General features: G+C 63.3%; 21 protein-coding genes and 1 pseudogene. 6 read left to right on the forward strand and 16 right to left on the reverse strand.

The window, feature by feature from the left end:
* Positions 1-292 precede the first annotated feature (292 nt).
* Positions 293-2,635 carry an EAL domain-containing protein gene (locus tag ABQJ48_RS18205; RefSeq protein ID WP_367839394.1) on the forward strand — a complete coding sequence of 781 codons (2,343 nt, stop codon included), beginning with the start codon at positions 293-295 and terminating at the stop codon, positions 2,633-2,635.
* 85 nt (positions 2,636-2,720) lie between these two features.
* On the opposite strand, the gene hpaI is transcribed toward ABQJ48_RS18205, so the two are convergent.
* The 7 genes from hpaI to ABQJ48_RS18240 all read right to left on the reverse strand — a co-directional run bounded on the left by hpaI (position 2,721) and on the right by ABQJ48_RS18240 (position 8,838).
* Positions 2,721-3,524 carry a 4-hydroxy-2-oxoheptanedioate aldolase gene (gene hpaI / locus ABQJ48_RS18210; RefSeq protein ID WP_367839395.1) on the reverse strand — a complete coding sequence of 268 codons (804 nt, stop codon included), beginning with the start codon at positions 3,522-3,524 and terminating at the stop codon, positions 2,721-2,723.
* A gap of 14 nt (positions 3,525-3,538) precedes the next feature.
* Positions 3,539-4,342, reverse strand: a complete 804-nt coding sequence (gene hpaH, locus ABQJ48_RS18215) for a 2-oxo-hept-4-ene-1,7-dioate hydratase (protein WP_367839396.1) — start codon at positions 4,340-4,342, stop codon at positions 3,539-3,541.
* Positions 4,343-4,364: 22 nt separating this feature from the next.
* Complete coding sequence (locus tag ABQJ48_RS18220; RefSeq protein ID WP_367839397.1) at positions 4,365-4,763, reverse strand: 5-carboxymethyl-2-hydroxymuconate Delta-isomerase; 399 nt, start codon at positions 4,761-4,763, stop codon at positions 4,365-4,367.
* A gap of 17 nt (positions 4,764-4,780) precedes the next feature.
* Positions 4,781-5,644: a 3,4-dihydroxyphenylacetate 2,3-dioxygenase gene (gene hpaD, locus ABQJ48_RS18225; RefSeq protein WP_367839398.1), complete on the reverse strand. Its 864-nt coding sequence runs from the start codon at positions 5,642-5,644 to the stop codon at positions 4,781-4,783.
* Between the two features lie 114 nt (positions 5,645-5,758).
* Positions 5,759-7,216: a 5-carboxymethyl-2-hydroxymuconate semialdehyde dehydrogenase gene (hpaE, locus tag ABQJ48_RS18230; RefSeq protein ID WP_367839399.1), complete on the reverse strand. Its 1,458-nt coding sequence runs from the start codon at positions 7,214-7,216 to the stop codon at positions 5,759-5,761.
* A 93-nt stretch (positions 7,217-7,309) separates the two neighbouring features.
* Positions 7,310-8,068, reverse strand: coding sequence for a fumarylacetoacetate hydrolase family protein (locus tag ABQJ48_RS18235; RefSeq protein ID WP_367839400.1), 759 nt, complete (start codon positions 8,066-8,068; stop codon positions 7,310-7,312).
* Positions 8,065-8,838, reverse strand: coding sequence for a fumarylacetoacetate hydrolase family protein (locus ABQJ48_RS18240; RefSeq protein ID WP_367839401.1), 774 nt, complete (start codon positions 8,836-8,838; stop codon positions 8,065-8,067). The genes ABQJ48_RS18235 and ABQJ48_RS18240 overlap by 4 nt, the downstream gene beginning before the upstream one ends.
* Positions 8,839-9,021: 183 nt before the next feature.
* Here ABQJ48_RS18240 and hpaR point away from each other — a divergent pair, with 183 nt between their 5' ends.
* From hpaR to ABQJ48_RS18255, 3 genes and pseudogenes are all read left to right on the forward strand, one after another.
* Entirely contained in the window at positions 9,022-9,429 is a 408-nt protein-coding gene (gene hpaR / locus ABQJ48_RS18245) for a homoprotocatechuate degradation operon regulator HpaR (RefSeq protein WP_367839446.1), read from the forward strand.
* Between the two features lie 360 nt (positions 9,430-9,789).
* Entirely contained in the window at positions 9,790-10,887 is a 1,098-nt protein-coding gene (locus ABQJ48_RS18250) for a hypothetical protein (protein WP_367839402.1), read from the forward strand.
* Positions 10,888-10,939: 52 nt separating this feature from the next.
* A pseudogene (locus tag ABQJ48_RS18255) lies at positions 10,940-11,586 on the forward strand (aldehyde dehydrogenase family protein).
* Between the two features lie 116 nt (positions 11,587-11,702).
* Here ABQJ48_RS18255 and ABQJ48_RS18260 read toward each other — a convergent pair.
* The 4 genes from ABQJ48_RS18260 to ABQJ48_RS18275 all read right to left on the reverse strand — a co-directional run bounded on the left by ABQJ48_RS18260 (position 11,703) and on the right by ABQJ48_RS18275 (position 14,950).
* Positions 11,703-13,064 (reverse strand): MFS transporter, encoded by a 1,362-nt coding sequence (locus tag ABQJ48_RS18260; protein ID WP_367839403.1) that lies wholly within the window; start codon positions 13,062-13,064, stop codon positions 11,703-11,705.
* A gap of 62 nt (positions 13,065-13,126) precedes the next feature.
* On the reverse strand, positions 13,127-13,717 hold the full coding sequence (locus tag ABQJ48_RS18265) for a cysteine hydrolase family protein (RefSeq protein WP_367839404.1): 591 nt from the start codon (positions 13,715-13,717) through the stop codon (positions 13,127-13,129).
* Positions 13,718-13,733: 16 nt separating this feature from the next.
* A complete protein-coding gene (locus tag ABQJ48_RS18270; RefSeq protein ID WP_367839405.1) occupies positions 13,734-14,186 on the reverse strand; it encodes a MarR family winged helix-turn-helix transcriptional regulator in 453 nt (150 codons plus the stop codon).
* Between the two features lie 116 nt (positions 14,187-14,302).
* Positions 14,303-14,950, reverse strand: a complete 648-nt coding sequence (locus ABQJ48_RS18275) for a VTT domain-containing protein (RefSeq protein WP_367839406.1) — start codon at positions 14,948-14,950, stop codon at positions 14,303-14,305.
* 194 nt (positions 14,951-15,144) lie between these two features.
* On the opposite strand from ABQJ48_RS18275, the gene ABQJ48_RS18280 reads away from it, so the two are divergent.
* Complete coding sequence (locus ABQJ48_RS18280) at positions 15,145-15,672, forward strand: GNAT family N-acetyltransferase (RefSeq protein ID WP_367839407.1); 528 nt, start codon at positions 15,145-15,147, stop codon at positions 15,670-15,672.
* A 164-nt stretch (positions 15,673-15,836) separates the two neighbouring features.
* Here the strand turns inward: ABQJ48_RS18280 and ABQJ48_RS18285 are convergent, their stop codons facing one another.
* Both ABQJ48_RS18285 and ABQJ48_RS18290 read right to left on the reverse strand, forming a co-directional pair.
* A complete protein-coding gene (locus tag ABQJ48_RS18285; protein ID WP_367839408.1) occupies positions 15,837-16,898 on the reverse strand; it encodes an alkene reductase in 1,062 nt (353 codons plus the stop codon).
* Positions 16,899-16,981: 83 nt separating this feature from the next.
* The gene (locus ABQJ48_RS18290; protein ID WP_367839409.1) at positions 16,982-17,284 is read right to left on the reverse strand and encodes an ArsR/SmtB family transcription factor; all 303 of its coding nucleotides are present in this window, start codon (positions 17,282-17,284) and stop codon (positions 16,982-16,984) included.
* A gap of 400 nt (positions 17,285-17,684) precedes the next feature.
* Between ABQJ48_RS18290 and ABQJ48_RS18295 the strand changes: the two genes are divergently transcribed.
* A complete protein-coding gene (locus ABQJ48_RS18295) occupies positions 17,685-18,818 on the forward strand; it encodes a hybrid sensor histidine kinase/response regulator (RefSeq protein ID WP_367839410.1) in 1,134 nt (377 codons plus the stop codon).
* A 69-nt stretch (positions 18,819-18,887) separates the two neighbouring features.
* On the opposite strand, the gene ABQJ48_RS18300 is transcribed toward ABQJ48_RS18295, so the two are convergent.
* The 3 genes from ABQJ48_RS18300 to ABQJ48_RS18310 all read right to left on the reverse strand — a co-directional run bounded on the left by ABQJ48_RS18300 (position 18,888) and on the right by ABQJ48_RS18310 (position 24,334).
* Positions 18,888-21,434, reverse strand: a complete 2,547-nt coding sequence (locus tag ABQJ48_RS18300; RefSeq protein ID WP_367839411.1) for a response regulator — start codon at positions 21,432-21,434, stop codon at positions 18,888-18,890.
* A gap of 16 nt (positions 21,435-21,450) precedes the next feature.
* On the reverse strand, positions 21,451-22,677 hold the full coding sequence (locus tag ABQJ48_RS18305; protein WP_367839412.1) for a hypothetical protein: 1,227 nt from the start codon (positions 22,675-22,677) through the stop codon (positions 21,451-21,453).
* A 334-nt stretch (positions 22,678-23,011) separates the two neighbouring features.
* Complete coding sequence (locus ABQJ48_RS18310; protein WP_367839413.1) at positions 23,012-24,334, reverse strand: phospholipase A; 1,323 nt, start codon at positions 24,332-24,334, stop codon at positions 23,012-23,014.
* Between the last annotated feature and the right edge of the window lie 247 nt (positions 24,335-24,581).

The raw sequence follows: 24,581 nt of genomic DNA on the forward strand, positions 1-24,581 counted from the left end.
AGGGCTTCGCTTTGCGGCATCCCGCAGAATAGGGCGCCCGGCGCCGATCGCTCTGTGCGCTTGCGCGCATACGGTGGTCAGACGCATTGGACTCCCGCAATGTGGGAATTCGGCTCGAGCGACAGTCTTTGCCGCGAGCGAGCCGCAACGGCTCTCTGCCATCCGGTAGACGCTCCCCGAGTGCGTCAAAACAATTTTTTACCCGTACCCGCACGTCAGGCATAAACATTGGCCGGCTGTCTGCCGATAACCATTGGCGGAGTGACTGGAACCAGCCTGATACCTAATCCCTATGTCTGCCACCTCAACGCAGGACCTGCCCGATCCCGGTTTGCGCGATCGCTTTCACCGGCGTTCGCTGGAGCTTCAGCGGCCGCTGTGCACGGTGACGTTGGGCTTCACGGTGGTCGCGTTCCTGTGCATGGTGGGAGCCCGCAACCTCGTCGATGGCCCGGCCGCGCCGCTTGCATACCGGCTGACGTGCGCGCTGGTGCTGCTGTTGCTGGTGCTGGCGATCCCCATTGCAAAGTCGCCGTGGCTCTTCGGCGCGCTCGGCGTGGCGTACATGCAGGTCCTGCTGGCCGGCCTCGCCCTGAACACCGGGGGTCTCGCCCAGCCGTTGCTGTGGGCGCTGCCCGCATTGGTGGTGATTCCGATCTGCGCTGCGCCACTGTGGCTCACGCCAACGCATTTCTTCATCGGCAGTACCCTGTTTTACGCAGCCACGTTTGCGCTGCTGCCCGGTGAGCCGCATCCGCATGACGTCGACGTGGTTGTGTGGATGTGGATCGTGGCGATCGGCGTGCCGACCTCCATCGTGTTTCACTTCGGCTTCTACCGCTTCCGGCGCAATCACTTCCTGCTGGAAAGCCAACTGGCGGAACTCGCAGCAACCGATTCGCTGACCGGACTGCAAAACCGCCGCGCGTTCGTCAGGCAGGCGGAACGCCGCCTGAGCGCGCTTGCGCCCGACACCCAGGTCAGCGCGATCTTCCTCGACATCGACAACTTCAAGTCCTTGAACGACCGGTTCGGCCACGCGGTCGGCGATCAGGCGTTGCATCGGGTCGCGCGGGTGCTGATGGACGAAACCACCGCCGACGATAGCGCGAGCCGCATCGGCGGCGAGGAGTTCGCGGTGCTGCTGCACGACGGACTCGAGCGCGCGCTGCAACTGGCAGAGCGCATGCGTGTGGCGATTGCCGCGATCGAGCGGCCGGACGGCAACCTCACCGCGAGCTTCGGCGTGGCCGAACACCGGCATGGCGAAAGCATCATGGTGCTGCTCGACCGCGCCGACGAAGCGTTGCTGCGCGCCAAGCACTCGGGCCGCAACCGGGTATGCGCCGAGCGTGCGCTGCCGCTCGAAACGCTGCGGCGGTTCGCGGGCGAAGCAGAGGGCGGCGAGCAAAGCGAACCCGGTGCGGCGCGGCGGCATCGATGGGACGACCTCTACCTGATCTCGCACTTCCAGCCACTCTACAGTTTGTCGCATCAGAAGCAGGTGGGCTTCGAGGCGCTGCTGCGCGGCGAGCAGGACGACGGCACGCTGGTGGCGCCAGCGGTGCTGTTCGCGCCGAAGCCGTCGAACGACGAAGCCGCGCTCGACCGCGCGAGTCATGCCGTGCACCTGGGCAACGCATGCCGGCTGCTGCCCGGCGACACGTGGCTGTTTCTCAACATCCTGCCGGCCACGTTCATCGCCGACGGCTACGCCGACCGGCTCGCGAGCATCGTGCGCACGGCGGGCTTCGAAACCGAACGGGTGATTCTGGAGATTCTCGAATCGCACGGCGGCAGTGTCGACGCCATGTCGCGCGCAGCGGCCTTGTACCGCGAGCATGGCTTCCTGATCGCCGTCGACGATTTTGGCGCCGGGCAGTCGAATCTCGACCGGCTGCTGCGGATTCGGCCGGACCTCGTGAAGCTCGACGGCGAACTGATTCGCGCAACCACCCATGGCACCGGGCAGCCGATTCTGCCGAAGCTGGTGTCGCTGCTGCACCAGGCGGGCATGCTCGTGGTCGTGGAAGGCGTCGAGACCGCCGAAGAACTGATACTCGCGGTGGAGTCGAACGTGGATTTCGCGCAGGGTTATCTGCTCGGGCGGCCGACCGCGCAGATCGCGCCGCCGGAGTCGGTGCACCGGCAAATCGACCAGGCGTTCGACGTGATCGCCCAGGGACGCGCGCATCAGCACGCGCTGTTCGAATCCGAAGTGGAGCCGTATCGCACCGCGTTGCGGGGCGCCGGCGACGCACTATTGGCCGGCACGATCATGGAAGACGCTTTCGCGACGCTGGCAGGCTTCGAGCGTTGCATCAGCTGCTTCATTCTCGACGACACGGGCCGGCAGATAGGTCATGAAGTGCCGGGGCCAGCGTGGAGCAGGGAGGGCGCATCGCTGCAGCCCGTGGCGAATCCTCGCGCTGCGCGATGGGACCACCGGCCGTATTTCCGCAATGCGGTGTTACTGCCGGGTACGACGATCACCAGTAGTCCTTATCTTTCGCTGGCGAGCGGGCGGCCCTGCATCGCGGTGACTCTGTCCCTGCAGCTTGCCGCCGGGCGAACGGTGATCGGGGTGGAACTGGATTGGTCGGAATCGGGGTTGCCGTGGCCGGCTGGCGAGTAGTGCGTTTCCCGCTGTGCAGGTTGGCTCGTTAGAGGCTGGCTGCGAACTTCTGAGTGATAGAGGCCTCATGAGAGGCCGAAAGAGGTTAATAGCCGCCCTTGCCCGGCGCCGCTATCGCCGCCGTGTGCTTGTACGACGCGGCCAGCTCTGCGGCCGCACGGCTGAGCAGCCCGGTATCCGTGCCGACTGCCACGAAGCTCGCGCCCGCCGCCCTGTATTCGCTGGCAATCGCGGGGTCGGGTGCCAGCACGCCTGCGGCCTTGCCGGCGGCGCGCACGGTTTCGATGCCGCGGCAAATCGCCTCGCGCACCCGCGCGTCGCCGGGCTTGCCGAGCAGTCCCATCGACGCGCTCAGATCGGATGGCCCGAAGAACACGCCGTCGACACCTTCCACGCTGGCAATGGAGGCGAGATTCTCCATGCTTCGCACGGTCTCGGCCTGGACCAGCACGCATAGTTGATCGGCCGCCGTATTCAGATAGTCGGGCACGCGGTTCCAACGCGACGCGCGCGCCAGCGCACTGCCCACCCCGCGGATGCCTTGCGGCGGATAACGCGTTGCGGCAACTGCGTCGGCGGCCTGGTCGGCGGTGTCGATCATCGGCAGCAGTAAACTTTGCGCGCCGATGTCGAGCAACTGCTTGATCAGCGCGCTGTCGCTGCGCACCGGGCGCACCACCGGATGCGACGCGTACGCAGCCACTGCCTGCAGTTGCGACAGCGTACTGCGCACGTCGTTCGGCGCATGCTCGTTGTCGATCAGCAGCCAGTCGAAACCGGCGGTGGCCAGCAACTCGGTGACGTAGGCGTCGGCGAGCGCGGCCCATAGGCCGAATTGCGGCCGGCCTTCGGCCAGCGCGCGCTTGAACGGATTGTGCAATACGGACATGTCGATCGATCCAGTCAGATGAAATTCAAGCCGATGCCGCCGAGCGGACCATAGTCGACGTGAAAGGTGTCGCCCGCACGCGCGGGGATGGGACTCGTGAACGAGCCGCTCAGGATCACGTCATGCGCGTTCAATGCTTCGTCGTACGGAGCAATCTTGTTGGCGAGCCAGGCGACGCCGGTTGCCGGGTGATTCAGCACGGCGGCCGCGAGGCCGCTTTCTTCGACGGTGCCGTTCTTGTAGAGCAGCGCGCCGACCCAGCGCAGATCGACATCGAGCGGGCGCACCGCCCGCCCGCCCAGCACGATGCCCGCGTTCGCCGCGAAGTCCGAGATGGTGTCGTAGACCTTGCGCGGCGCCCGGGTTTCGCGGTCGAACTGTTCGATGCGCGCGTCGATGATTTCCACCGCGGGGCTCACGTAAGCGGTGGCGTCCAGCACGTCGAACAGCGTGACGCCGGGGCCTTTCAACGGCTTGCCGAGCACGAATGCCAGTTCCACCTCGACACGCGGCGCAATGAAGCGCTCGGCACGAATGTCCTGGCCGTTTTCGATGAACATGCTGTCGAGCAGCGGAGCATAGTCGGGTTCGTCGATCCGGGACGAGCGCTGCATTGCGCGCGAAGTCAAGCCGATCTTGCGGCCCTTGATGACGTGGCCTTCCGCGAGCTTGAGCTTGACCCACTCGCGTTGGATCGCGTAGCCATCCTCGACCGTCATCTGCGGATACTGAGCGGAGAAGTGGCGCAGTTGCGTGCGCGTTTTCTCGGCGTGGTCGAGCTGTGCTGCGAGGTTGCGGATGGTCGTTTCGTCTAGCATGATGGATTCCCGGGAGCCGGCGTCACGCTTTCAGCCGCGCGTGCAGATTGTTGTGCTTCCAGGTGCCCGCTTCGCTGAACTCGTTGATTTCCAGCGACAAGGCCAGCCCCTGTTGTTCGAACTCGGTCGCGAAGTGCTGTTTGATGAGTGCGAACAGCGCGTCGCCGGTGGCCTTTTTAACGGCCTCGGAACGGCCTGCGGCGATCTTCAGGTTCGCGTGCAGGAACGCGGCGTCGGGACGTCCGTCGGCGATGCGGTACTGCTCGCAACGCAACCCGCGCACGCGGATGCCGCCAAGCGGATAGACCTTCTGGCCGTTCTCGCGTTGCGCATCCAGGCATTGCGCGAGCATGTCGCACAGTCGACCGATGCGCGGTGCGTCGCAGAGATTGGCGCTGTATTCGAGTGTCAGATGCGGCACGTGGCTCTCCTCAAAGCTTAGGCAGGCAGCGGCGTCACCGGGAAGATCGCATTGATCTGGCCGGTGCCTGAACTGCCGAAGTACGGCGTGACGACTTCCACCTTCCCGTCGTAACGATCCCAACCGAGCGCGCCGAGCAGCATCGCCGTGTCGTGCATGCCGCCTTCGCCCCAGCACTTTTCGTTGTACAGCGGCAGCATTTCGCAGAAGGTCTTCCAGTCGCCGGCTTCCCACAACTCGACCACGCTGCGGTCCATGCGTTCGAGAAGCGGACTCCATACCTTGTGCATGAATTGCTCGGCCGTGCCGTTGTCGGCGAAATGATGACTGAGCGAGCCGCTTGCCAGAATCGCGACGGTGCCGTCATAGCGATCCTCGATCGCTTTGCGCACCGCGAGGCCGAAGCGCGCACTCGTTTCCAGGGCGTGCCACATGCACCAGCCCGCCACCGAGACCGCCTTGAAATGCTGATCGCCGTTCATGTAGCGCATCGGCACGAGCGTGCCGTATTCGAGTTCGAGCGTGGTATCGCTGTGCGCGCGGCTCTTTACGCCCATTTCGTTGGCGACTTCCGCGATCAGCTTGCCGAGCCCGACATTGCCCGGATACGCGTAGGGCATGTTCTTGATGAAATGCGGCAGTTCGTTGCTCGTGTAGACGCCTTCGAACTTCGGTGCGCAATTGATGTGATATTCGCTATTGACTAGCCAGTGGACGTCGAACACGACGATCGTGTCCACACCGAGTTCGCGGCAACGCCGGCCGATTTCATGATGGCCGTCGATCGCGGACTGACGGCAGCCTTGATGAGGGCCGTCGAGTTCGGACAGATATAACGACGGGACGTGAGTCACTTTTGCCGCCAACGCTAGCTTACCCATCAGGGTCTCCAAATGTCGACCGCAGTGGGCGCTTCGGCGCTTACTGCGGTCCCATGCACAATAGTCGCCGTTGTCCGCGGCGCGCTCGGCCTCGCACCCGATGCCTCCGACCGCTCAAACCCCCCAACGCGGAATGTGATGCGAGCCGAGCGACACGCACACGTTCTTCGGTTCGAGGAACACTTCATAACTCCACGTGCCTCCTTCGCGCCCCACGCCCGATGCTTTCGTGCCGCCGAACGGCTGCCGCAGATCGCGCACGTTCTGGCTGTTGACGAAGCACATGCCCGCCTCGACAGCAGCGGCGACGCGATGTGCGCGGCCGGTGTTCTCGGTCCAGATGTAGCTCGACAGGCCGTACGAGATGTCGTTGGCAAGCTTGATTGCATCGGCCTCGTCGTCGAACGGAATCAGGCACGCGACGGGGCCGAAGATCTCTTCCTGCGCAATGCGCATACGGTTGTCGACATCGACAAATACCGTCGGCATCACGAAGTTGCCTCGGCGCAGCGTGTCGGGCAGCTCGGGCATGTCGAGGCCGCCGCAGGCGAGCGTTGCGCCTTCTTTCGGACCGAGCTCGATATAGCTGCGCACTTTGGCGAGATGGCCCTGGCTGATCATCGGGCCGACAATGGTGCTGTCCGCGAGGGGATCGCCCACGGTCAAACGCTTCGCGCGCTCGATGAAGCGCTCGGCGAACCGCGCGTAAATCGAGCGCTGCACCAGAATGCGCGAGCCTGCCGTGCAGCGTTCGCCGTTGTTCGAGAAGATCATGAACACGGCGGCATCGAGTGCGCGTTCGAAATCGGCGTCGTCGAAAATCACGAATGGCGACTTGCCGCCCAATTCCATCGAAAACTTCTTCAGCCCGGCGGTTTGCACGATGCGGTTGCCGGTTGCCGTCGACCCGGTGAACGATACCGCATGCACGTCGCGATGCGCGACGAGCGGCTCGCCGGCTTCCTTGCCCAGGCCGTGCACCACGTTCAGCACGCCGGCCGGAATACCCGCTTCCAGCGCGAGCTGGCCCAGCATCGATGCGGTGAGCGGCGACAGTTCGCTCATTTTGAGCACGGCCGTGTTGCCGAACGCAAGGCACGGCGCGACCTTCCACGTGGCCGTCATGAACGGCACGTTCCACGGCGAGATCAGCGCGCACACGCCGACTGGATGAAACAGCGTGTAGTTCAGATGCGTGTCGGTCGGATAGGTGTGGCCGTCGACGCGCGTGCACATCTCGGCGAAGTAGTTGAAGTTATCGGCGGCGCGGGGCACCAGCTGCTTGCGCGTTTGCGAAATGGTCTGACCGGTGTCCCGCGTTTCGGTCTCCGAAATTTCCGGCACATGCTTTGTGATCAGTTCGCCGAGCTTGCGGATCAGCTTCGCGCGCTCGGCTGCGGGCTTCGCGTGCCATGCCGGAAACGCGTTTTTCGCGGCGCTTACGGCGGCGTCCACTTCCTGCGCGCTACCGCGTGCGACTTGCGCGAGCACTTCTTGCGTAGCCGGATTGACCGTTTCGAAATAGTCGCTCGCGGCGCAGGTCTTGCCGTTGATCAGATGGTCGATTCGCATTGCGTTTGTCCTTTCTTATGCTGCCGATCGCAGTCAGCGTGTGACCCAGGTTGGCGCTTGCGCGCACATGCCGTTCTCTTGAAAATCAGCCGATCACGCACGGCCGAAGTCCGCATCGGACCCAATCGTGTTGACGAGACGGCCCAGACCGTCGATCTCGCAGACCACTTCATCGCCCGCATTCACATTGACGATGCCTTCCGGCGTGCCGGTCAGGATCACATCGCCGGGCGCGAGCGTCATGAAGCCGCTCAGATATTCGATCAGCGCGGGGATGTCGGTGACGAGCTCGCGCGTGTTGCCGTGCTGTTGCAGCGTGCCGTTGACGAACGTGCGCAATTCCAGTTGCGTCACGTCGGTGACGTCGGCGGCGTCGACCAACCACGGCCCGAGCACCGTGCCGCCGTCGCGATTCTTCACGCGCAGGTTGGGGCGGTAGTAGTTTTCGAGGTAATCGCGGATCGCGTAGTCGTTGGCGATCGTGTAGCCGGCCACGTGTTGCATCGCGTTCTCGCGCGTCACGTTCCGCGCGATCCTGCCGATCACGACCGCCAGTTCGCACTCGTAGTGCATGAACGTGACATCGGCGGGGCGGCGCGTCACGCCACGATGACCGAGTACCGTGCCGGGCCCCTTGAGAAAGACGAGCGGTTCTTCCTGCTTGTTGAACTGCAATTCCTTCGCATGCTCGGCGTAGTTCAGGCCGAGCGCGAAAATCGTGCCCACTTCGAGCGGCGCGAGCCAAACCACTTCATCTTCGCGACACACGCGACCGTCTGCGAGGCGCACGCCATCTACATGCGGATACGCTTCGTGGAGCGCGCCTGCATACGCAACACGGCCGCGCATCATGGTTGTTCTCCATCCGGTTGGGTTGCGCCGACAAACGACACCATGAGCGGTGGCAGTTCTCCAATCGTGATCGCGGCCGTGTCGCCGACATGCGCGACCGGCGATCCATACCGCACGCCGAGCATAAGAACATCGCCTGCACTGAGCGTCATAAAGTCAGTCACGTCCGCGAGTAGTTGCGCGATGTTGCGCACCGACGATGCGGTGCTCGCCGTGAAGCGCTTCGCATCATTGAGCACGACCGCGATACCGAGTTGATCCGGCGTGGCGACATGACGTGCCGCGACTACGGCCGGCCCGACCACGCAGAAGCCGTCGCGTGCGCGCAGGCGAACCGAAGGCCGATAGACGTTGCTATGAGGCACGCTGAGATCCGCGACCGGCGTGTAGCCGGCGATGTAGTCCGCCGCGCGATCGACGCTAATGCGCGTTGCAGTGCGGCCTATGACGATGCCCAGCGAAGCGCCGACCTCAACGCCCGCAGCGTCGTCCGGCACGACAACCCGCACGCGATGCCCGGCAAGCGTGTTGCGCGGCTTCAGATAGAGAATGGGCGCTTTGGGCGGCGCCTTGTACGGCGCGGCGTGCATGGTGTCACCTAACGCATCGAGCGCTGCACGGTCGTTAAGCAGCGTCCCGTACACCGCGCCACTGACCGGCGCACGGCACACGGTGCCTCGTGCGAGCAGCGCGGCTGCGGTGCGTGCGTCGACGTCGCGAGGCAACGCGTCGCTTTCGGGATGCAGCAGGTGATCAGCAACGGCGAACATAACGGATCGATCTCTTGGAAAAAACTCGACGAAAACACTAACATGTTAGTAGTATTGCGCTTGATATCATTCACGGTCAATAGGCTGCCGGTTGATCGCGGGTTTTCCCTTAAGCAACGGCGGCTGTTTTCGTTCTTTACCTATATGTCCGCTGCCACCCGAGTTTTGCACCGCAACCTGCCCATGCTGTTGTTGCGTGCCCGAGAAAAAATGATGGAGCGTTTCCGGCCATTGATCACCGCTCATGGACTGACCGAGCAGCAATGGCGAGTGATTCGCGCGCTCGACGAACATGGCCCGATGGAGCCGCGCCACATCTCCGATATCTGCACCATTTCTAGCCCGAGCATGGCCGGCGTGCTCGCGCGGATGGAGAGCATGGACCTGGTGATCAAGGAGCGTTTCGCCGAAGACCAGCGTCGCGTGCGGGTATCGCTGACGGACACGAGCGCGGAACTGGTGCGCGTGATTTCGAAGGATCTGGAAGCGCACTACCGGGAACTGGAGCGCAAGGTGGGGCCGGAGATCGTCGAGCGCGTGTATCGCGCGGTCGACGATCTGCTGGCCGGGCTAGCAGAAGAAGACGAGTGACCTGGACTCTGAAAGGCTCGGCAGCCGCACTTACCGGCCTACCGTGAAAGCGTCACGAACTCCAGGAATCGAGGAGGGCGGTGAGCAGGTCGAAGAGGACCGCTTGCGGGAACGCGGATGGAGCAGTCATGGACTCACCGGCTGGGGAAGATGAGCCGACTATAGAATTCGGTAAGCGCTCGGTCGTTTAGCCTCATTAGCGCCTCGATTCAGCGAAATTGAATGCACGTCGCAATGCGCCAGCGAACCTGAACCGCTAAAGTATCCGCTGCGATTCGCGTGGCCCGGCCTGTACCGATTTCCGTTATATCGCTACCGTTTACCTTGAAGAGAAGTCCCATGCCGTTGTCACATGAACCCATGAGTGATCCGTCAGCAGCCCCCGGCGACTCGCCCGCCGCCCCGAACGAGACTGCACGCAAGAGTGTCCTGAAACAGGCGGTGTTTCTGCACACCGGCTGGCGCAGCGCAGGGACCTGGGTCTGGTCGCGGCTGCGCGAACTCGACACGGCTACCGGTTTTTATGAACCGCTCAGCAACGTGCTTGCCGAACTGAGCCTTGCCGACGTCGACGCATCGCGTCCCACGTTGACCTCCGGGCACCCGCCACTCGCCGCACCGTACTTCGACGAGTACCGGCCGTTTCTTCAGGCAAGCACGCGCGGAGTTGCTGGATATCGCAAACCCTTCGGCATCGATCGCTTCGCAAGCGAGCCGGATGCGCAATTCCCCGCTCTGCAGGCTTATTTGCGTAATCTGTGTGAGCGGACGGTCGAACAGCGCCGCGTGCCGGTGTTCAAGTTCTGTCGCTCGTCGGGACGCTTGGCGTGGTTGAAAGCCGCGTTTCCGGACGCGCTGCATGTCGGCGTGCTGCGCAATCCCGCGTCGCAATTCGCGTCGGGATGGCTGCTCAGTCAGCAATGGAGCAATCCGTTTTTCGTCGCCGCGCCGTTTCGCGTACTCGGACTGAATCAGTCGGAAGCGTTGGTCCGGCAGGCGCTCGACGCGTGTGGCGCGAGCTTGCCGCCGGTGGCGTCGATGTCGGACGACGCCTATGCGATGGCGTGCGAGCAATTTGCGCGCACCGCCGAAGGCAATAACGCGTATCGGGCGTTCATCGCGTTGTGGATTCTGTGCGCGCTGCGGATGGCGCAAGGCGTCGATCTGCTGGTCGACATCGACAGGCTCGGGCAGTCGCGCGACTACGCGGTCGGCTTACGCGCTGGGTTCGAGACGTACACCGGCTTGTCGCCCGACTTTGCCAGCGCACGCGACCTGGTCGAAGAAACGCGGCGCAGCGCGGCTCGCATGACCGGGATCGATGGACGCGCGATGCGCACGGTGCATTCCGCCGCGCTGAAGTTCCTGAAGGCGCAAAGCGGTGTCGACGTGGGTCTGGTCGAGGTGGTCCGCGAGAAGATGATGCTGGCCAACGAACTGACCGAGCAATGGCGGTGACGGTGGCGCGGCGCCTACGTAAGCCGCCTACGGCTCCGCGGGCGAGCGGTGCATGGCGATCTCGGTGGCAGTGGCGGTCGGCAATGTCGCCGATCAGCTGATCGACAGACTCGTGCCGCGCGTCAAGGCGCTCGTCATCAAGAACGGCGAACATCGGGACGCCGAGATGGGACCGTTGGTCACCGCCGAACATAAGGCCAAGGTGGCGGACTATATTGCGTCGGGCGAGGCGCAAGGCGCAAGGCTCATTGTCGACGGCCGCGCGCATCCGGTGTCGGGTGAAGCGGGCTTTTTCATCGGCGGTACGCTGTTCGATCATGTCGGCACCCAGATGAAGATCTACAAGAAGAGATCTTCGGCCCGGTGCTGGCGGTAGTGCGCGTGCCCGACTTCGCGAGCGCCGTCGAACTGATCAACGCGCACGAGTTCGGCAACGGCGTGTCGCTGTTCACGTCCGATGGCGGTGTCGCGCGTGCGTTCGGGCGGCAGATTCAGGTGGGCATGGTCGGCATCAACGTGCCGATTCCGGTGCCGATGGCATGGCACTCGTTCGGCGGCTGGAAGCGTTCCCTATGCGGCGATCACCATGCGTACGGCGAAGAGGGCGTGCGCTTCTATACGCGCTACAAGAGCATCATGCAGCGCTGGCCGGACAGCATCGCAAAGGGCGCCGAGTTCACGATGCCGGTCGCGAAGTAAGTCGGCCCCGCAGCAGTGCCGACGCTGTTGAGGTGGCTGTCGCTGTTGCCAATGAAAAGGCACGCCGGAATGTCCGGGGTGCCTTTTTTGTCGATGCGGTAAATCTCGTCGGACGTTCATACGCCCGACGAAGCGTTCTCTTCAGCTTCGTCCAACACGGCGTTGCGGACCACGCCAACCGGGCCGACGGACGACGAAGCCGCAGACCACGCAACGCTAGCCGGCGGTGGATCGTCGATGCTGTAGCGCAGCCGTCGACCCTGCGCATACACGCGCAACTGGCGGTATTTGACCAGATACAGCAGGCCAACCAGCGCCGCGGCGAAGCCCGATGCGGCGCCCACCCCGAGCGCCCAGCGCGGGCCGAACCGGTCCGCCACCCAGCCGACGACGGGCGCGCCGAGCGGCGTGCCGCCCAGCGCGATGGCCAGCAGGATGGCGAGCACGCGGCCGCGCATTGCCGGTTCTGTCGACAGTTGCACGAGGCTATTGGTGGACGTGGTGAAGGTTTGCGTACATACGCCGATCACCGCGAGCATCGTGCCGAACAGCACGTAGTTGGGCATCAGCGCCGCCAGCGCGCAGCCCACCCCGAAGATCGCCGCCGCGCCGAGCAGGAGCGCCACGCGGGGACGCGCGCGGCGCGCGGCGAGCAACGCGCCCGTCACCGAGCCGATTGCCATGGTCGAACTCAACACGCCGTATTGGCTCGCACCCGCATGAAACGCGGTGACGGACATGGTCGAGATGAAAATCGGGAAGTTCAGTCCGAACGTGCCGATCAGGAACAGCATCAGCAGTGCCGCTTTCAGATCGGGGCGCGTCCACACATACTTGAAGCCTTCCACGAAGCTGCCGGGTGAGCGTATCGGGCGGGGCTTGTGATGCAATTCGCCGACCCGAAGCATGCGCAGGGAGCCGAGCACGGCGAGAAAAGAGATCGCGTTGACCAGAAACACCCAGCCGGTGCCGACCGATGCGATCAGCAGCCCCGCCACCGCGGGCCCGATCATGCGAGCCGCGTTGAACGACGTGGAATTCAGCGCGACCGCGTTTGCCAGATCGCGTTCGCCGACCAGGTCCGACACGAAGGTTTGGCGCGCGGGGGAATCGAATGCGGTGACACAGCCGAGCAGTCCCGCGAACAGGTAGACCTGCCAGAGCCGCACGAGTCCCGCGACGGTGAGTAGACCCAAGGCCAGCGCCAGCGAGCCCATCGCGGCCTGCGTGGCGAACAGCAGCTTGCGGCGGTCGCAGTGATCGGCCGCATAGCCGGTGAGCGGCAACAACACCATTTGCGGCCCGAACTGTAGCGACATCACGATACCGACGGCGGTCGCATTGTGGTGCGTCAGTTCCGTCAGTACCAGCCAGTCTTGCGCCGTGCGCTGCATCCATGTACCGACGTTGGAGACGATCGCGCCGCTCGCCCAGACCCGGTAGTTGAAGTTGCGCAGTGAACGGAAGGTGGCGGTCACCGAAGGATTCCTTTCTAAGCAGGCGAGCGGCGTGTGGGCGCAACCGCCCGCTTGGGGCAGGCTCAGGTACGCATGTCTGGTTGGGCATGTGAGCTGCGCATGCGTTCCAGCAGATCGAGCACTTGCTGCGTCGTGCCGGTTTCACCCAGACGCGGGAAGATGCGCGTGATGCTATTGGTGTGCGCGTCCGCATTCCGGTCGGTCATGGCGTCGACAACGAGCGTGACGTTCAGTCCAAGTTCGCTTGCGCAACGCGCGGTGGATTCGACGCCGATACTTGTCGCAATGCCCGTCAGCACTACCTGCGTGACGCGCTGCTCGCGCAGATACGCTGCGAGATCCGTGTTCGTGAACGCGCCCCAGGTGCGCTTGGTGACCACATGGTCCGAGGGCTGCTGCTTCAGTTCAGGCACGAGGTCCGCGAAGCCGGCGGGGAAGTCGCCGGTGTGGCTGCCCTGGTCCGTGCGGCCCGGGGCGGTCCCGGCCACGTTGACCAGCACGACGGGTAACCCATGACGGCGGAATGCGTCGAGCAGCGCGGCCGAACGTTCGACGATGTCGCTCGACGGGTGAACCGTGGGCAGCGCAACGATGCCGCGCTGCAAATCGATGACGATTAGCGCCGTCTTTGTGTCGAGGGTGGTGAGTGCCATGGTGTGCTCCTGCGCGTTAAGAGTCGATCAGGCGTTTGAGCAAGTCGACGCCGATGGCGAGCTGTTTCTGCTCGGCCGCCGAAAAGCGGCTCTGAATGGTGCGCAATAGCCAGTCCTCGCGCGCGGCACGGGTTGCCTTGACCTTCCGGCGTAACGCCGGGGTGATGGAAAGCACGGTTTGCCGGCCGTCGTTCGGGTCGGGTGCACCGCTGACGAAGCCGGCAGCTTTCAAAGCCGCAAGGGTTTCGCCCATGGACTGGGGACGCATGCCGTGGGCGCGGGCGAGCGAGGTGACCGTGGCCGGACCTTCGCGCTCCAGCCGGGCGAGAACCTGCATTTGGGAAGGCGTGAAGTCGCCGACATTGGACTCTTCGCGCAGACGGCGGCGCAGCCCGGCGGCCACCACACGCAGATCTTCGGCCAATGCATGCAGCGTGTCGGCTGTGGCCGGGGTGTCGTTCCTGCTCATGCGATGACCGATATAGGAAGGCTACCTGAAAAGGTTACCTTCCTATGACGCGAGCGTCAAGTCGCCGCCGCTATCGTCATCGCGCCCCGCAACGCGTGTGGCGGATGCTGCTGCGGTCAGTCCGCGCGCAGACGCCGCTGGTACAGGCGCCACAGCGCGCCGCACAGCAGCATTGCGCCGCCCAGCAGGATGCCTAGCAGCACGAGCGAGCTCATGTGTTCGCGCACGACCGGCACGTTGCCGAACAGGAAGCCGGCGGCCATCAGCGAGACGACCCAGAGCGCCGCGCCGGCGCTGACGAGCCACACATAACGCGAGAACGTCATGCGCGAGACGCCCGCCACGAACGGCGCGAAGGTGCGCAGCACGGCGATGTAGGGCGACAGCAGGAACGTCAGGCCGCCACGCGCTTCGCTGAACGCGTGCGCTTTGCGCAGCGCATGCTTGTTCAGCCAGCGATAGTCGGCGGTATAAACTTTTTCCCCGACCGCGCGGCCGAGCCCATACCCGACGATGCTGCCGGCCACCGTCGCGACGAACAGCACGGGCACCACGATCCACGCATTGAGCGCGCCGGTGGCCGCGAGCGCGCCGCAAATGAAGATCAGCGGATCGCCCGGCAGGAAGAACAGCGGCAGGAAACCGTATTCGACGAACACGACGACAAACAGCAGCGCGTAAACTGCGGTGCCGAACTGCTCGATCACCGTGGTCAGGTGCTGATCGAGGTGCAGGGCGATCTGGAACAGATTCAGGAGGTCCATGTTGTGCCGAAGGCGATCCGATGTGTGGAGTGTAGTCCTGTGACGGCGTGCGCAGTGGTTTTATGCCGGTTTCACAGGTGTCTGGCTGGTCTTGCTTGTGCATTGGTCAGCCGCGATGCCAATATCAGGGAATATCTCCGGCGATGGAGGCTGGCGCACGGACGCCAGCCCGCGAACGCGCACCGAGGAACCCCATGCCACATTCAGTCCCCGTTATCTTCCGTTTTGCGTTGCCGCACGACGCCGAGGCGATTCGTGCGATCGAATTCGAGGCAGGCCAGCGTTTCATCGGCGTGGGCATGGCCGGCATTGCCGATGCGCCGCCGATGGCGCGACACGTCGTCGAGCGAAAGATCGCGGCGGGCGAGATCATCGTCGCGCTGGACGCCGACGCAACCTGCGCCGGCTTCGTGATGTTCGAGCCGCAACCCGAGCGCATCTATGTTCAGGAACTCGACGTGCTCACTTCGCATGCGGGACGGCGCATCGGTGCGGCGCTGATCGAGCAGGTCGCGCAACTGGCGCGCGCGCGGCGGCTACCGCAGCTCGTGCTGTCGACGTTTCGCGATGTGCCGTGGAATGCGCCGTACTACCGGCGGCTTGGCTTTCGCGATATCGCGCCAGCGCAACTGGACGCGGCGCTGATTGCACGGCGCGACGCGCATATCGAGCGAGGACTCGATGAATCGAAGCGCGTGTTCATGCGGCGCGACGTTGGATGACGGGCAGGCTTTTCGACGTGCAACAAAAACGCGGCGGGCGTGACTGACATGTCGTTCAGTCACACCCGCCGCGTCTCTTACAGCGTATTCACCACTGGCGAGCGCTGTTCATGCCGCGCCTCGATACGTCGGCGCATCGACGCATCGAGGTGCCGCGTGCCCGTTTATTCCACCGCTTCCAGCGCCGGATAGTCGATGTAGCCGGTTTCGCCGCGCGCATAGTAGGTCGACGGATTCGGCTTGTTCAACGGCGCATTCGTCGCGAAGCGGCGCACCAGGTCCGGATTCGCGATGAACAGCTGACCCCATGCCACGGCGTCCGCTTCCCCCGCATCGAGCACCTGTTGCGCGGTTTCCCGGGTGAACTTTTCGTTTGCGATGTACGGGCCGCCGAATGCTTTCTTCAGTTGCGGGCCGAGTCGGTCCTCGCCGAGCGATTCCCGCGCGGCGATGAACGCGATCTTGCGTTTGCCGAGTTCGCGGGCGACATAGCCGAACGTGCCGGCCGGGTCCGAATCGCCCATGGCGTGCGAATCGCGGCGCGGTGCAAGATGCACGCCGACACGGTTTGCGCCCCACACATCGATACAGGCGTCGGTGATTTCGAGCAGCAGACGCGCGCGGTTTTCAATCGGGCCGCCGTACGCATCGGTGCGCTTGTTGGTGCTGTCCTGCAGGAACTGGTCGAGCAGATAGCCGTTCGCACCGTGCACTTCGACACCGTCGAAACCAGCGGCCTTGGCGTTTTCGGCGCCTTTGCGGAACGCTTCGACCACGCCGGCGATCTCTTCGAGGTCCAGCGCGCGTGGCGTCACGTAAGGCCGTTCGGGACGCACCAGGCTCACATGACCCTTGGCCGCGATTGCGCTCGGCGCGACCGGCAATTCGCCGTTGAGAAACAGCGGGTCCGAAATGCGGCCCACGTGCCACAGTTGCAGGAAAATCTTGCCGCCGGCCGCGTGCACCGCATTCGTGACCAGCTTCCAGCCTTCGACCTGTTCCTGCGACCAGATGCCCGGCGTTTCCGCATAACCGACGCCTTGCGGCGTGACCGAAGTCGCTTCGCTGATGATCAGCCCCGCCGTTGCGCGCTCGGCGTAATAGCGCGCCATCAGCGCGTTCGGCACGCGGATTTCTTCGGCGCGCTGACGCGTCAGCGGCGCCATGATGATGCGGTTCGACAGCGTGAGGTCGCCAATTTGCAACGGATCGAAAAGAGTCGGCATAAGTGTTCACCTTTGGCGGCGGGCGCGGCCCGAGCCTGACAAAATTACGTGATGAAAGAAGCGCGGCGATGCGAACGATGCATTCAGAGCCTGGCGTTCATGTGTTCGAGGAACGCCTGAATGACGGGCTCGTTGCGTTTGAAGAACACCCATTGGCCGACCCGCTTCGACGTGACGAGCCCCGCGCGCTGCAAGGCCGCGAGGTGCGCCGACACGGTGGACTGCGACAGTCCGCAGCGTGTGTCGATCTTGCCCGCACACACGCCGTGCTCGAGCGGAAACTCCTGATCGGCAAAATGCGCGTGCGGTTCCCGCAGCCAGCCGAGAATCTCCCGGCGGACCGGGTTGGCAAGCGCTTTGTGAATCGCGTCGATATCGGGCTTCATTGCGTTGGCTTCTAGGTGTTCGGCAACGGGCAGACGCGACGCCGGCCGGCGTCGACGCATCTGCATCGCTACAGGACGAATCATGTATCGGAATTGTACGATATGGATGAAAGCACTGCAGGCAATGGGGGCAATTGCTTTTCGGTCAGTTGCCGTTGGCTCGGCTGCGGACCCGCGGGCAAATCGTGCAACGTCTCGGCGTTTCCACGAGAAGCGCTCCAAAGACGCACACTGCCCGCCGAACCCTGCGAATGATCGACTCGAGCCCCCATCGCGTCGCGCTTTGGTTATGATCGCGGCAGACCGCTGCTTTTCCACCGCGATGTTGTTGCGGTTCAGTTCCGATTTGCCGCGATCGTTGCGAATGCAACGAGCGACCCATGAGTGACCATGAGCGACCATGAGTGACATCACACAGCCGCCGTTTTCCGTTCTTTTCGTCGATGACGAGGAGATGTCGCGCAACCACTTCGCACGCGCGATCCGTGCGGACTATTGCGTGCATGTGGCGCAGAGCGCGGACGAGGCGATTGCCGTACTGCGCGAGCACGGCGCACAGATCGCCGTGCTGGTGACGGACTACCGGATGCCGGGGCGCGACGGCGACGATCTGCTGCGCCAGGTTGCGCACGAGTATCCGCAGATCGTGCGCATACTCGTAACCGCCTATGCGGACAAGAGCATGCTGTTGCAGACCGTCAATACCGGCGACGTGTTCCGTATCCTCGAAAAGCCGCTGCGCACGGAAAAGGTCCGCGAGGTTCTGCAATCGGCAATCGCGCGCTACTCGGAGCGGGAAACGCGTCAACAACGACTATTGGCGATGGACGAGACGCTCGGTTTCCTCGCTCACGAACTGAATACGCCGTTGGCGACCATCTCGCTCTTTGCGCGCTCCGTCGAGAACGACGTAGTCGAGCAATACGATCCGGCGCGCCAGAAGGAGATCGGCCACGCGGCGCGATCGATGCTGAACAATGCGCAGTATTGTTTGACGCTGATCTCGTCGTTCTGGGAGACGGTGCACAAAAGCGGCGGCCAGCAGTCGGCGTCGGAGGCGGGCAGCCGCGAAGTCAAGGCGACGCGTTTGATCGCGACGCTGCTCGACACCTATCCGTTCGTCGGCTCGCAACGCGACTGGGTACGGGTCGACGTTCAGGGCGACTTCGTCGTGCGCGCGATGCCCAATTGCGTGGCGCTCGTCCTTTCGTCGCTGTTGTCCAATGCACTGCGCGCGCTCGACGGCACAGCCGCGCCTGCGCTGTGCCTCGAAATAGCGGACAGCCCCGAACCCGAGATCCGCATGCGCGACAACGGTCCCGGCATCGCACCCGAGGTCAAGGCGCGCCTGCTGCTGGACCCGGTGACCACTTACGCCGGCGCGGGCGGTCACGGCATGGGGATGATCTTTTGCAACCGCATCATGCAATCGTTCGGCGGGTGCCTGCGGATCGAGTCCGAGTTGGGCGCAGGGACCACGGTCACGATGGGCTTTCCGGGCGCCAAAGGGCGGATGCCGGCCGCGGGGCAGTGAACCCGCGCGTGCAACCGTGGTTCGAGCGCATCGCGCGCACCTGTCATCGTGACTCCGCGAGCGGGGCCGCTATTCGTTCACCGCATCGCGATGAGCGCGCCGCGCTTTGGTCGACGCGTAATAAGTCTGCAACGCGTGGGCAGAACGTTCGCCCAACGTGCAGATTCGTGCGAGCCAGTCCGGTTCGGCGGGCCATTCGCCGTCGATCACACGCGGATAGATTTGCCGCGCGAATTGGTGCAGCGCCCTTGCGCCAATATTGCCGCTGACGCCGAGCAAAGCGTGCAACGCGCCGTGCGCCGACTCGATGTCGAGCGCCACCGTGCTGGCCGCGAGCCGCTCGACCAGCGCGCGAATCTGTTCGATACCGTTGACGAACGAGTCGTCGAGCAGATCGAGCGCGACCAGTTCTTCGAGGTGGTCTTCATCGAGCAGATCGTCTTGCGCGATGGCCTGCGGTTTGCCAGTCGACGCAACCGGCAGGGAGGACCGATCGGTTTGCGGCGCCGCGTTCAAGGCGGGCCGCGGTGCAAATTGTCGGGCAAGACACGCATACAGCGAGCCCGCCTGGACCGGTTTGATCATCACCTCGTTCATGCCGGCGGCGAGGCACGCGTGCACGGATTCGATATCCGACTGGCTCGTCAATGCGATGATCGGCACGCGCGCGTGCCGGTCGGTGCGGGCGCGAATCTGCATGGTGGCCTGCACGCCGCTCAGGCCCGGCATGTTCATATCCATCAGGACCGCGTCGATCGCGCCGTCTTCCTGCAAGCGCGCCAGCACGGCCTGCCCATGCTCGGCCTCGATCACGTTCGCGCTGCAGCGCTCCAGATAGGTTTTGGCAACCAGTCGGCTGTAGGTGTCGTCGTCGGCCAGCAGGATCGATTTGCCGGCGAAGCCGTCCGAACGCTGGCTCGCAAGATGCCGGCTGCCGTTTTCGAGGAGCGTTTGCAAGGCGCTGATCAGTTCCTGCACGCTCGCCGACTTGCTAATGATTTCGTCCATCCCGGCCCGGCGGGCGTGCACGCGCGCCGCGTTGCAGGGCTCCGCCGTATAGGCGGCGATCAGCACGCTGCGGTTCGGACATTGGGGGTCGGCGCGAATCTTTTCGGTCGCGGCATAGCCATCCAGAACCGGCATCCTGATGTCCATCAGCACGAGGTCGTACGGCGACGACTGCCGCAGCATGGTCAACGCGAGCGCGCCGTTTTCCGCTTCGCTCACATGAGCGCCCGCCTGCGTCAGTACGCGAGCAGTCCGCGCGCGTTGACCCGCGTCGTCGTCGGCGATCAGGATTCGCTTGCCTTTGAAAACCGGCGCGGCACGCTCGAAGATCCGCTGCTCGTGTTGCGCGACTTCCTCTTTGGAAACGACGGGAAACCGCAGCGTGAATTCCGTGAACTGGCCGACTTCCGACTGGCAACTGATGCTTGCGCCGAGCGCGCGCATCGCGCGCTGGCAATACGCGAGCCCGAGGCCCGTGCCGGCCGAATTGCCCGCCGTGCGAAACGGCTCGAACAGATGCGGCAGGATCTCGGGCGCGATGCCGCTGCCGGTGTCGCGAACGATCACCGACTGCCTGTCGACCGTAAGCGTCAGCGTCGCCGCGGGATGGGTCGCAATGTGATACAGCGCGTTCTTGATCAGATTGAACAGCGTGAACAGAAAGACGGTCTCGTCCACTTTGAAAACGAAATCTTCCCGCACCACGAGGCTCACCTTGGCGCGCTCCTTGTCATTGTCGAAGCCGTATTCTTCCAGCGCTTTGCGCGTGGTCGCCCCCGCATGCAGATACGTCAGGTGATCCGAGCGGACCGATTTGGCGCTGACTTCGTCGAGCGTCATCGCGATGATGCGCAGGCCGCGCTCGATCGATAGCTGTCCCTGGGCAAGATGTTCATACAGCGACGCCGCACGGGCTGAGGACAGCAGGGGCGCGCGGTCTGGTTCCGTCGTCGCAGGCAAGGCTTCTTCGACGCGCTCGAGCACATGCCTCAACTGACTGAGGGGGTTGCGCATTTCGTGCGCGATCGAGCCCGCGAGCGCCTGCAGCGCGCGGTTCTTTTCCACGAAGATGCGTCCCTTGCTGATCGCGTGGCTGAACGCCATGCTGCACAATACGACGACCGGCAGCAATGCGAGATTGGACTTGTCGGCCGCGGCGAGGACGATGGGCGCCGGCGCTGAGATCACCGCCGCGGCCGCGCCGGAAGACACGCCAATGCCGATACAGGTGAGCAGCAACAGCGGATTGTCGATACACAGCGCCATGATGAAAATCATCATGACCTCGGTCATCATCCACATGGTGGAGAATGCATTTCTGACCGTCAGAAACGTGCAGACGAACGGCAATACGTAGATCAGGCAGCAATGCCAGTAAATCAGCAGAAGATGGTTGAAGCGCTTGGGCCAATGCGCCTGAAAAACCAATGGAATACAGACGAGCGCGGCACTCAGGCGCAGCCAAAGATTGTCGTATGGCTGCGGCAGGACATACGTCCACACGACGAAATAGATGGGGTGGCACAGGAGGCCAAGCGCGCCGCCCCATCGAATTGCGAACCTGCTTCGTTCCAGCATATCCCGCATGCTTTCGCGCGATATCGCCATCAGGCCTCCATCGTCGTTACGATCCTATCAACTCGTGTTTGCTGCGTTGCTGCGCTTCGAGGCTGATCGGCAAGCCGTTTTTTCCGTGGAAAGGCCCGACCGAGAAACCGTACTTCTTCAATAGACTGTGAGTATAAGAGACCGACCATACAGGAGGGCTGCCGATGATGAAGTCCGAAGCAATGCCTTCCTGCCAGGCCGAGTAGCCCTCCGCGAAACAGGTGTAGCAATCGCGCGTGGACGGCAGCCGGAACGGGAATGCGGTGTCGAGTCCGGCTGGGCCACGGGCGAAGCACTCAATATATAGCGTATGGTCGCGCGAAGCGAGTTCGGCTTCTACGCTCGCCGCGCGCGGGTGGGAGTCGTCGATCCAGAACTGTGCCCTCTTCAGATCGGCGGCGCTCAGGTAGGGCACGCTGGTACTGCTAGCGAGGATCGCGCCGTCGAATTGCGGCAGCGGCGTGTCCGGGCTGAACGTATGCACCGACACGCGCGACTTGCCGAGCAGGTCGGACGCCAGCAGTTCTTTCGCCTGTTCGGTGAGCAGATTCAATTTGTCGGGCAGGTCGATCAGAATCAGCTCTTTCGGCACGTCCTTGTAGAGCAGATACTTGGCGACCGTCGTGCCCAGGCGCCCGGCCGCGCCGAATAGCGCGAGCCTCGTGTTGCCGAATTCGAGGTCGAGCTCATTGCAGCAATGGACCGCCCAGTCTTGCAGCATCGCCGCGGTGGCCGCATGGCCGGTGGTGATGTGAGGCGGCTTCGTAGGCCGCGGCAGCGCGCCGTAATTGCACGCGTATGGCGTGGATGCACCCATCGCCACCATGTTCAGGCCCGCTTGCCGCGCCAGTTCGAGAGCCGGGAAAAATTGGGTTTCCCTGAACCGCTTGATGCCACGCGCGCTGCCGAGCCACATCTCGAGCGGCACCGGGCAGGCGATATTCGCACCGATGACCTGAGAGCCCGAGTAGATTGGCGACGCAATAAAAGGCTTGGTGTTCCACAACTCCTCTTCGAACGCGGCGTTTCTGTGCTTGACGTTATGAAAAGAAAATGAAAGGGTGTCCCAGTCTGTCGCGTGAAATAGAAAACCGACGCCGCCATGACTCGTGGGCAGGTTATCGCGGATCTGCTCAGGGTGAATGGTGTGTTTGAGCGTGAGGGGTGCGCGGTTTGATTGCGAATGGAGTCCATTTGGCTCGCCGGAGTGGGTCAACACTTCTTTGCGAAGAGAAGTTTTCATTGGATTTCCCGTGGGTTGAAATTACGCTGGAAAGTTAGCGTGTGGCCGTCAAAGCGACAGACAACCCTGCAACTCTAGAGAAAACCGCTGCGATGTGCCCGTCTGATCACTAACACTCCAGTGATTCCCTATTGACGTAAACCCGTCGGCACGATTTAAAGTGATGCAATCGGCATTGCAGAGCCGAGCGCGCCGCGTCGGGCGGAGCGTTGATGGCGGCCGCCGTGCGCCGCCGTCGCTTGGGCCGTGAGGCGTTATCGGTCCGTCCGTTATCAGACGGCGCGCGACCGCGCTAAGCGGATGCGGACGGAAACGTCACATTGTGCGGCCCGGGCTACCGCGTAACGGCGTACCCGATCCGCGCAATCCACCGATGCTTGTTGTAGTCGAGAATATCTTCGCCATAACCGGTGAAGAAGCCGACCCAGAGGTAGCCGCCCCACGAACTGTTGATCAGCTTCGCCAACGGATAGGTGAACTGCGTGTCGATACTGCCATAGGTGGATTTCATGCCCTTTCTCAACGTCGCGGCCAGTTGCCAGCCGTCGGTACTGCCGTATTTGAGCAGCAGATCGACGTAGCCTCGATAGTCCGCGATATCCGAGTTCTCGCCCGCAATGTGGGCGTAGTAATAGATCTTCGGCTCGACGGTCAGGTGATTGGCACTCAGGTCGCCGAATTCCCATTTCGGGCGCACAAATAAAATGTCGATGCCGCGCGATTCCGGACCGTCGCGGCCATTCGATTCGTGACTGTAGCCAGCCGCTATGCCCATCTTGGTGAACCACGAGCTTTTCCAGCCGGTGTCGTCGATCGAATAGAACATTTGAGGCATGTAGCTCGTATCGCGGAACGGTGCGGAGTACTCGCCGAGATCCCACAACGAGGTTTGCGTATAGCCGAAGTACAGGTTGTCGACGAAGCCGCGCGAGCGCGGATCGTCCGGCACGACCAGGCGGAATTTGAAGCTCAACTGGAATTTCGCGAGGTTTTCTCCGTTGGAGCCATCGGCGAAGTACATGGGTTCATAGGCGGAGAAGCGGCTCAGGAAGCTGTTCAGTTCCGGTATCGGCGCATTTGCGCGAGCCGGCGTTGGCGAAACGGGGAACGTGCTCGCGGGCTGTTGGGCGATGCCGGCGGATTCGCCACGAGCGCCTTCAACGGAGGCCAGCGCGCTTGACTTGCCGGATTCCGGCGGTCGCGTAAGCAGCACAAAAGAAGGCGAGACATCGAGTTCGGGCACGTCGATCTTCATCGCGCCGCGCGCCCACTTGGGCCACGTGCCGCTGTAGCGGACCGCTTTGAGATCGCCTGGCGCCAGCTTCAGGTGGTCCGGCGCGCCGCTCTCGCGCGTGAGTTTGAGTGGGCTCGGAATGACATCCGGGTTGCTGATCGAGATGCTCAACTGCGCGGGAACGTCTGTCTCGGTGCCGCCGGGTCGATCGCCCGAATAGACGACTATCACGTCGAGCGGCGCAGTGGAAAGCGCCTCGCGCGGCGGACGCAGCACGGCGACGCCAGCGAAACTATAAGCCGGATAGCTCGCGCATAGCATCAGTACGCTTACTCGCAGAGATAACCCGCCAAAGTGTGACTCCCTGCCGCGAATGCCGGACACGCGGTTTTTCTTGACTCGAAACATCAATCGACTCTTCACAGGGACTCCTATTGATCTACGAATTCACGTCGCAGTGAGACGATAACGTCAAAGCGGGACATTTTGGCAAAAAAGTTCTGGTTTGCGCGGCTGATGATGCGAGCGTGATCGGGTGTCTACGACAGGTTTTATGCGGCAGTCCTCACGGTCTTAGGCGGCCGTCGTCCTCGACCGATATCGCCACGCCTATGCATCGGCCTTGGGACTTGATAAGTTCTGCGAAACCAATTCGTCAAGCGTGCAGCAA

The sequence above is a fragment of the Paraburkholderia suaedae genome (genome assembly GCF_040812055.1).
Taxonomy (GTDB): domain Bacteria; phylum Pseudomonadota; class Gammaproteobacteria; order Burkholderiales; family Burkholderiaceae; genus Paraburkholderia.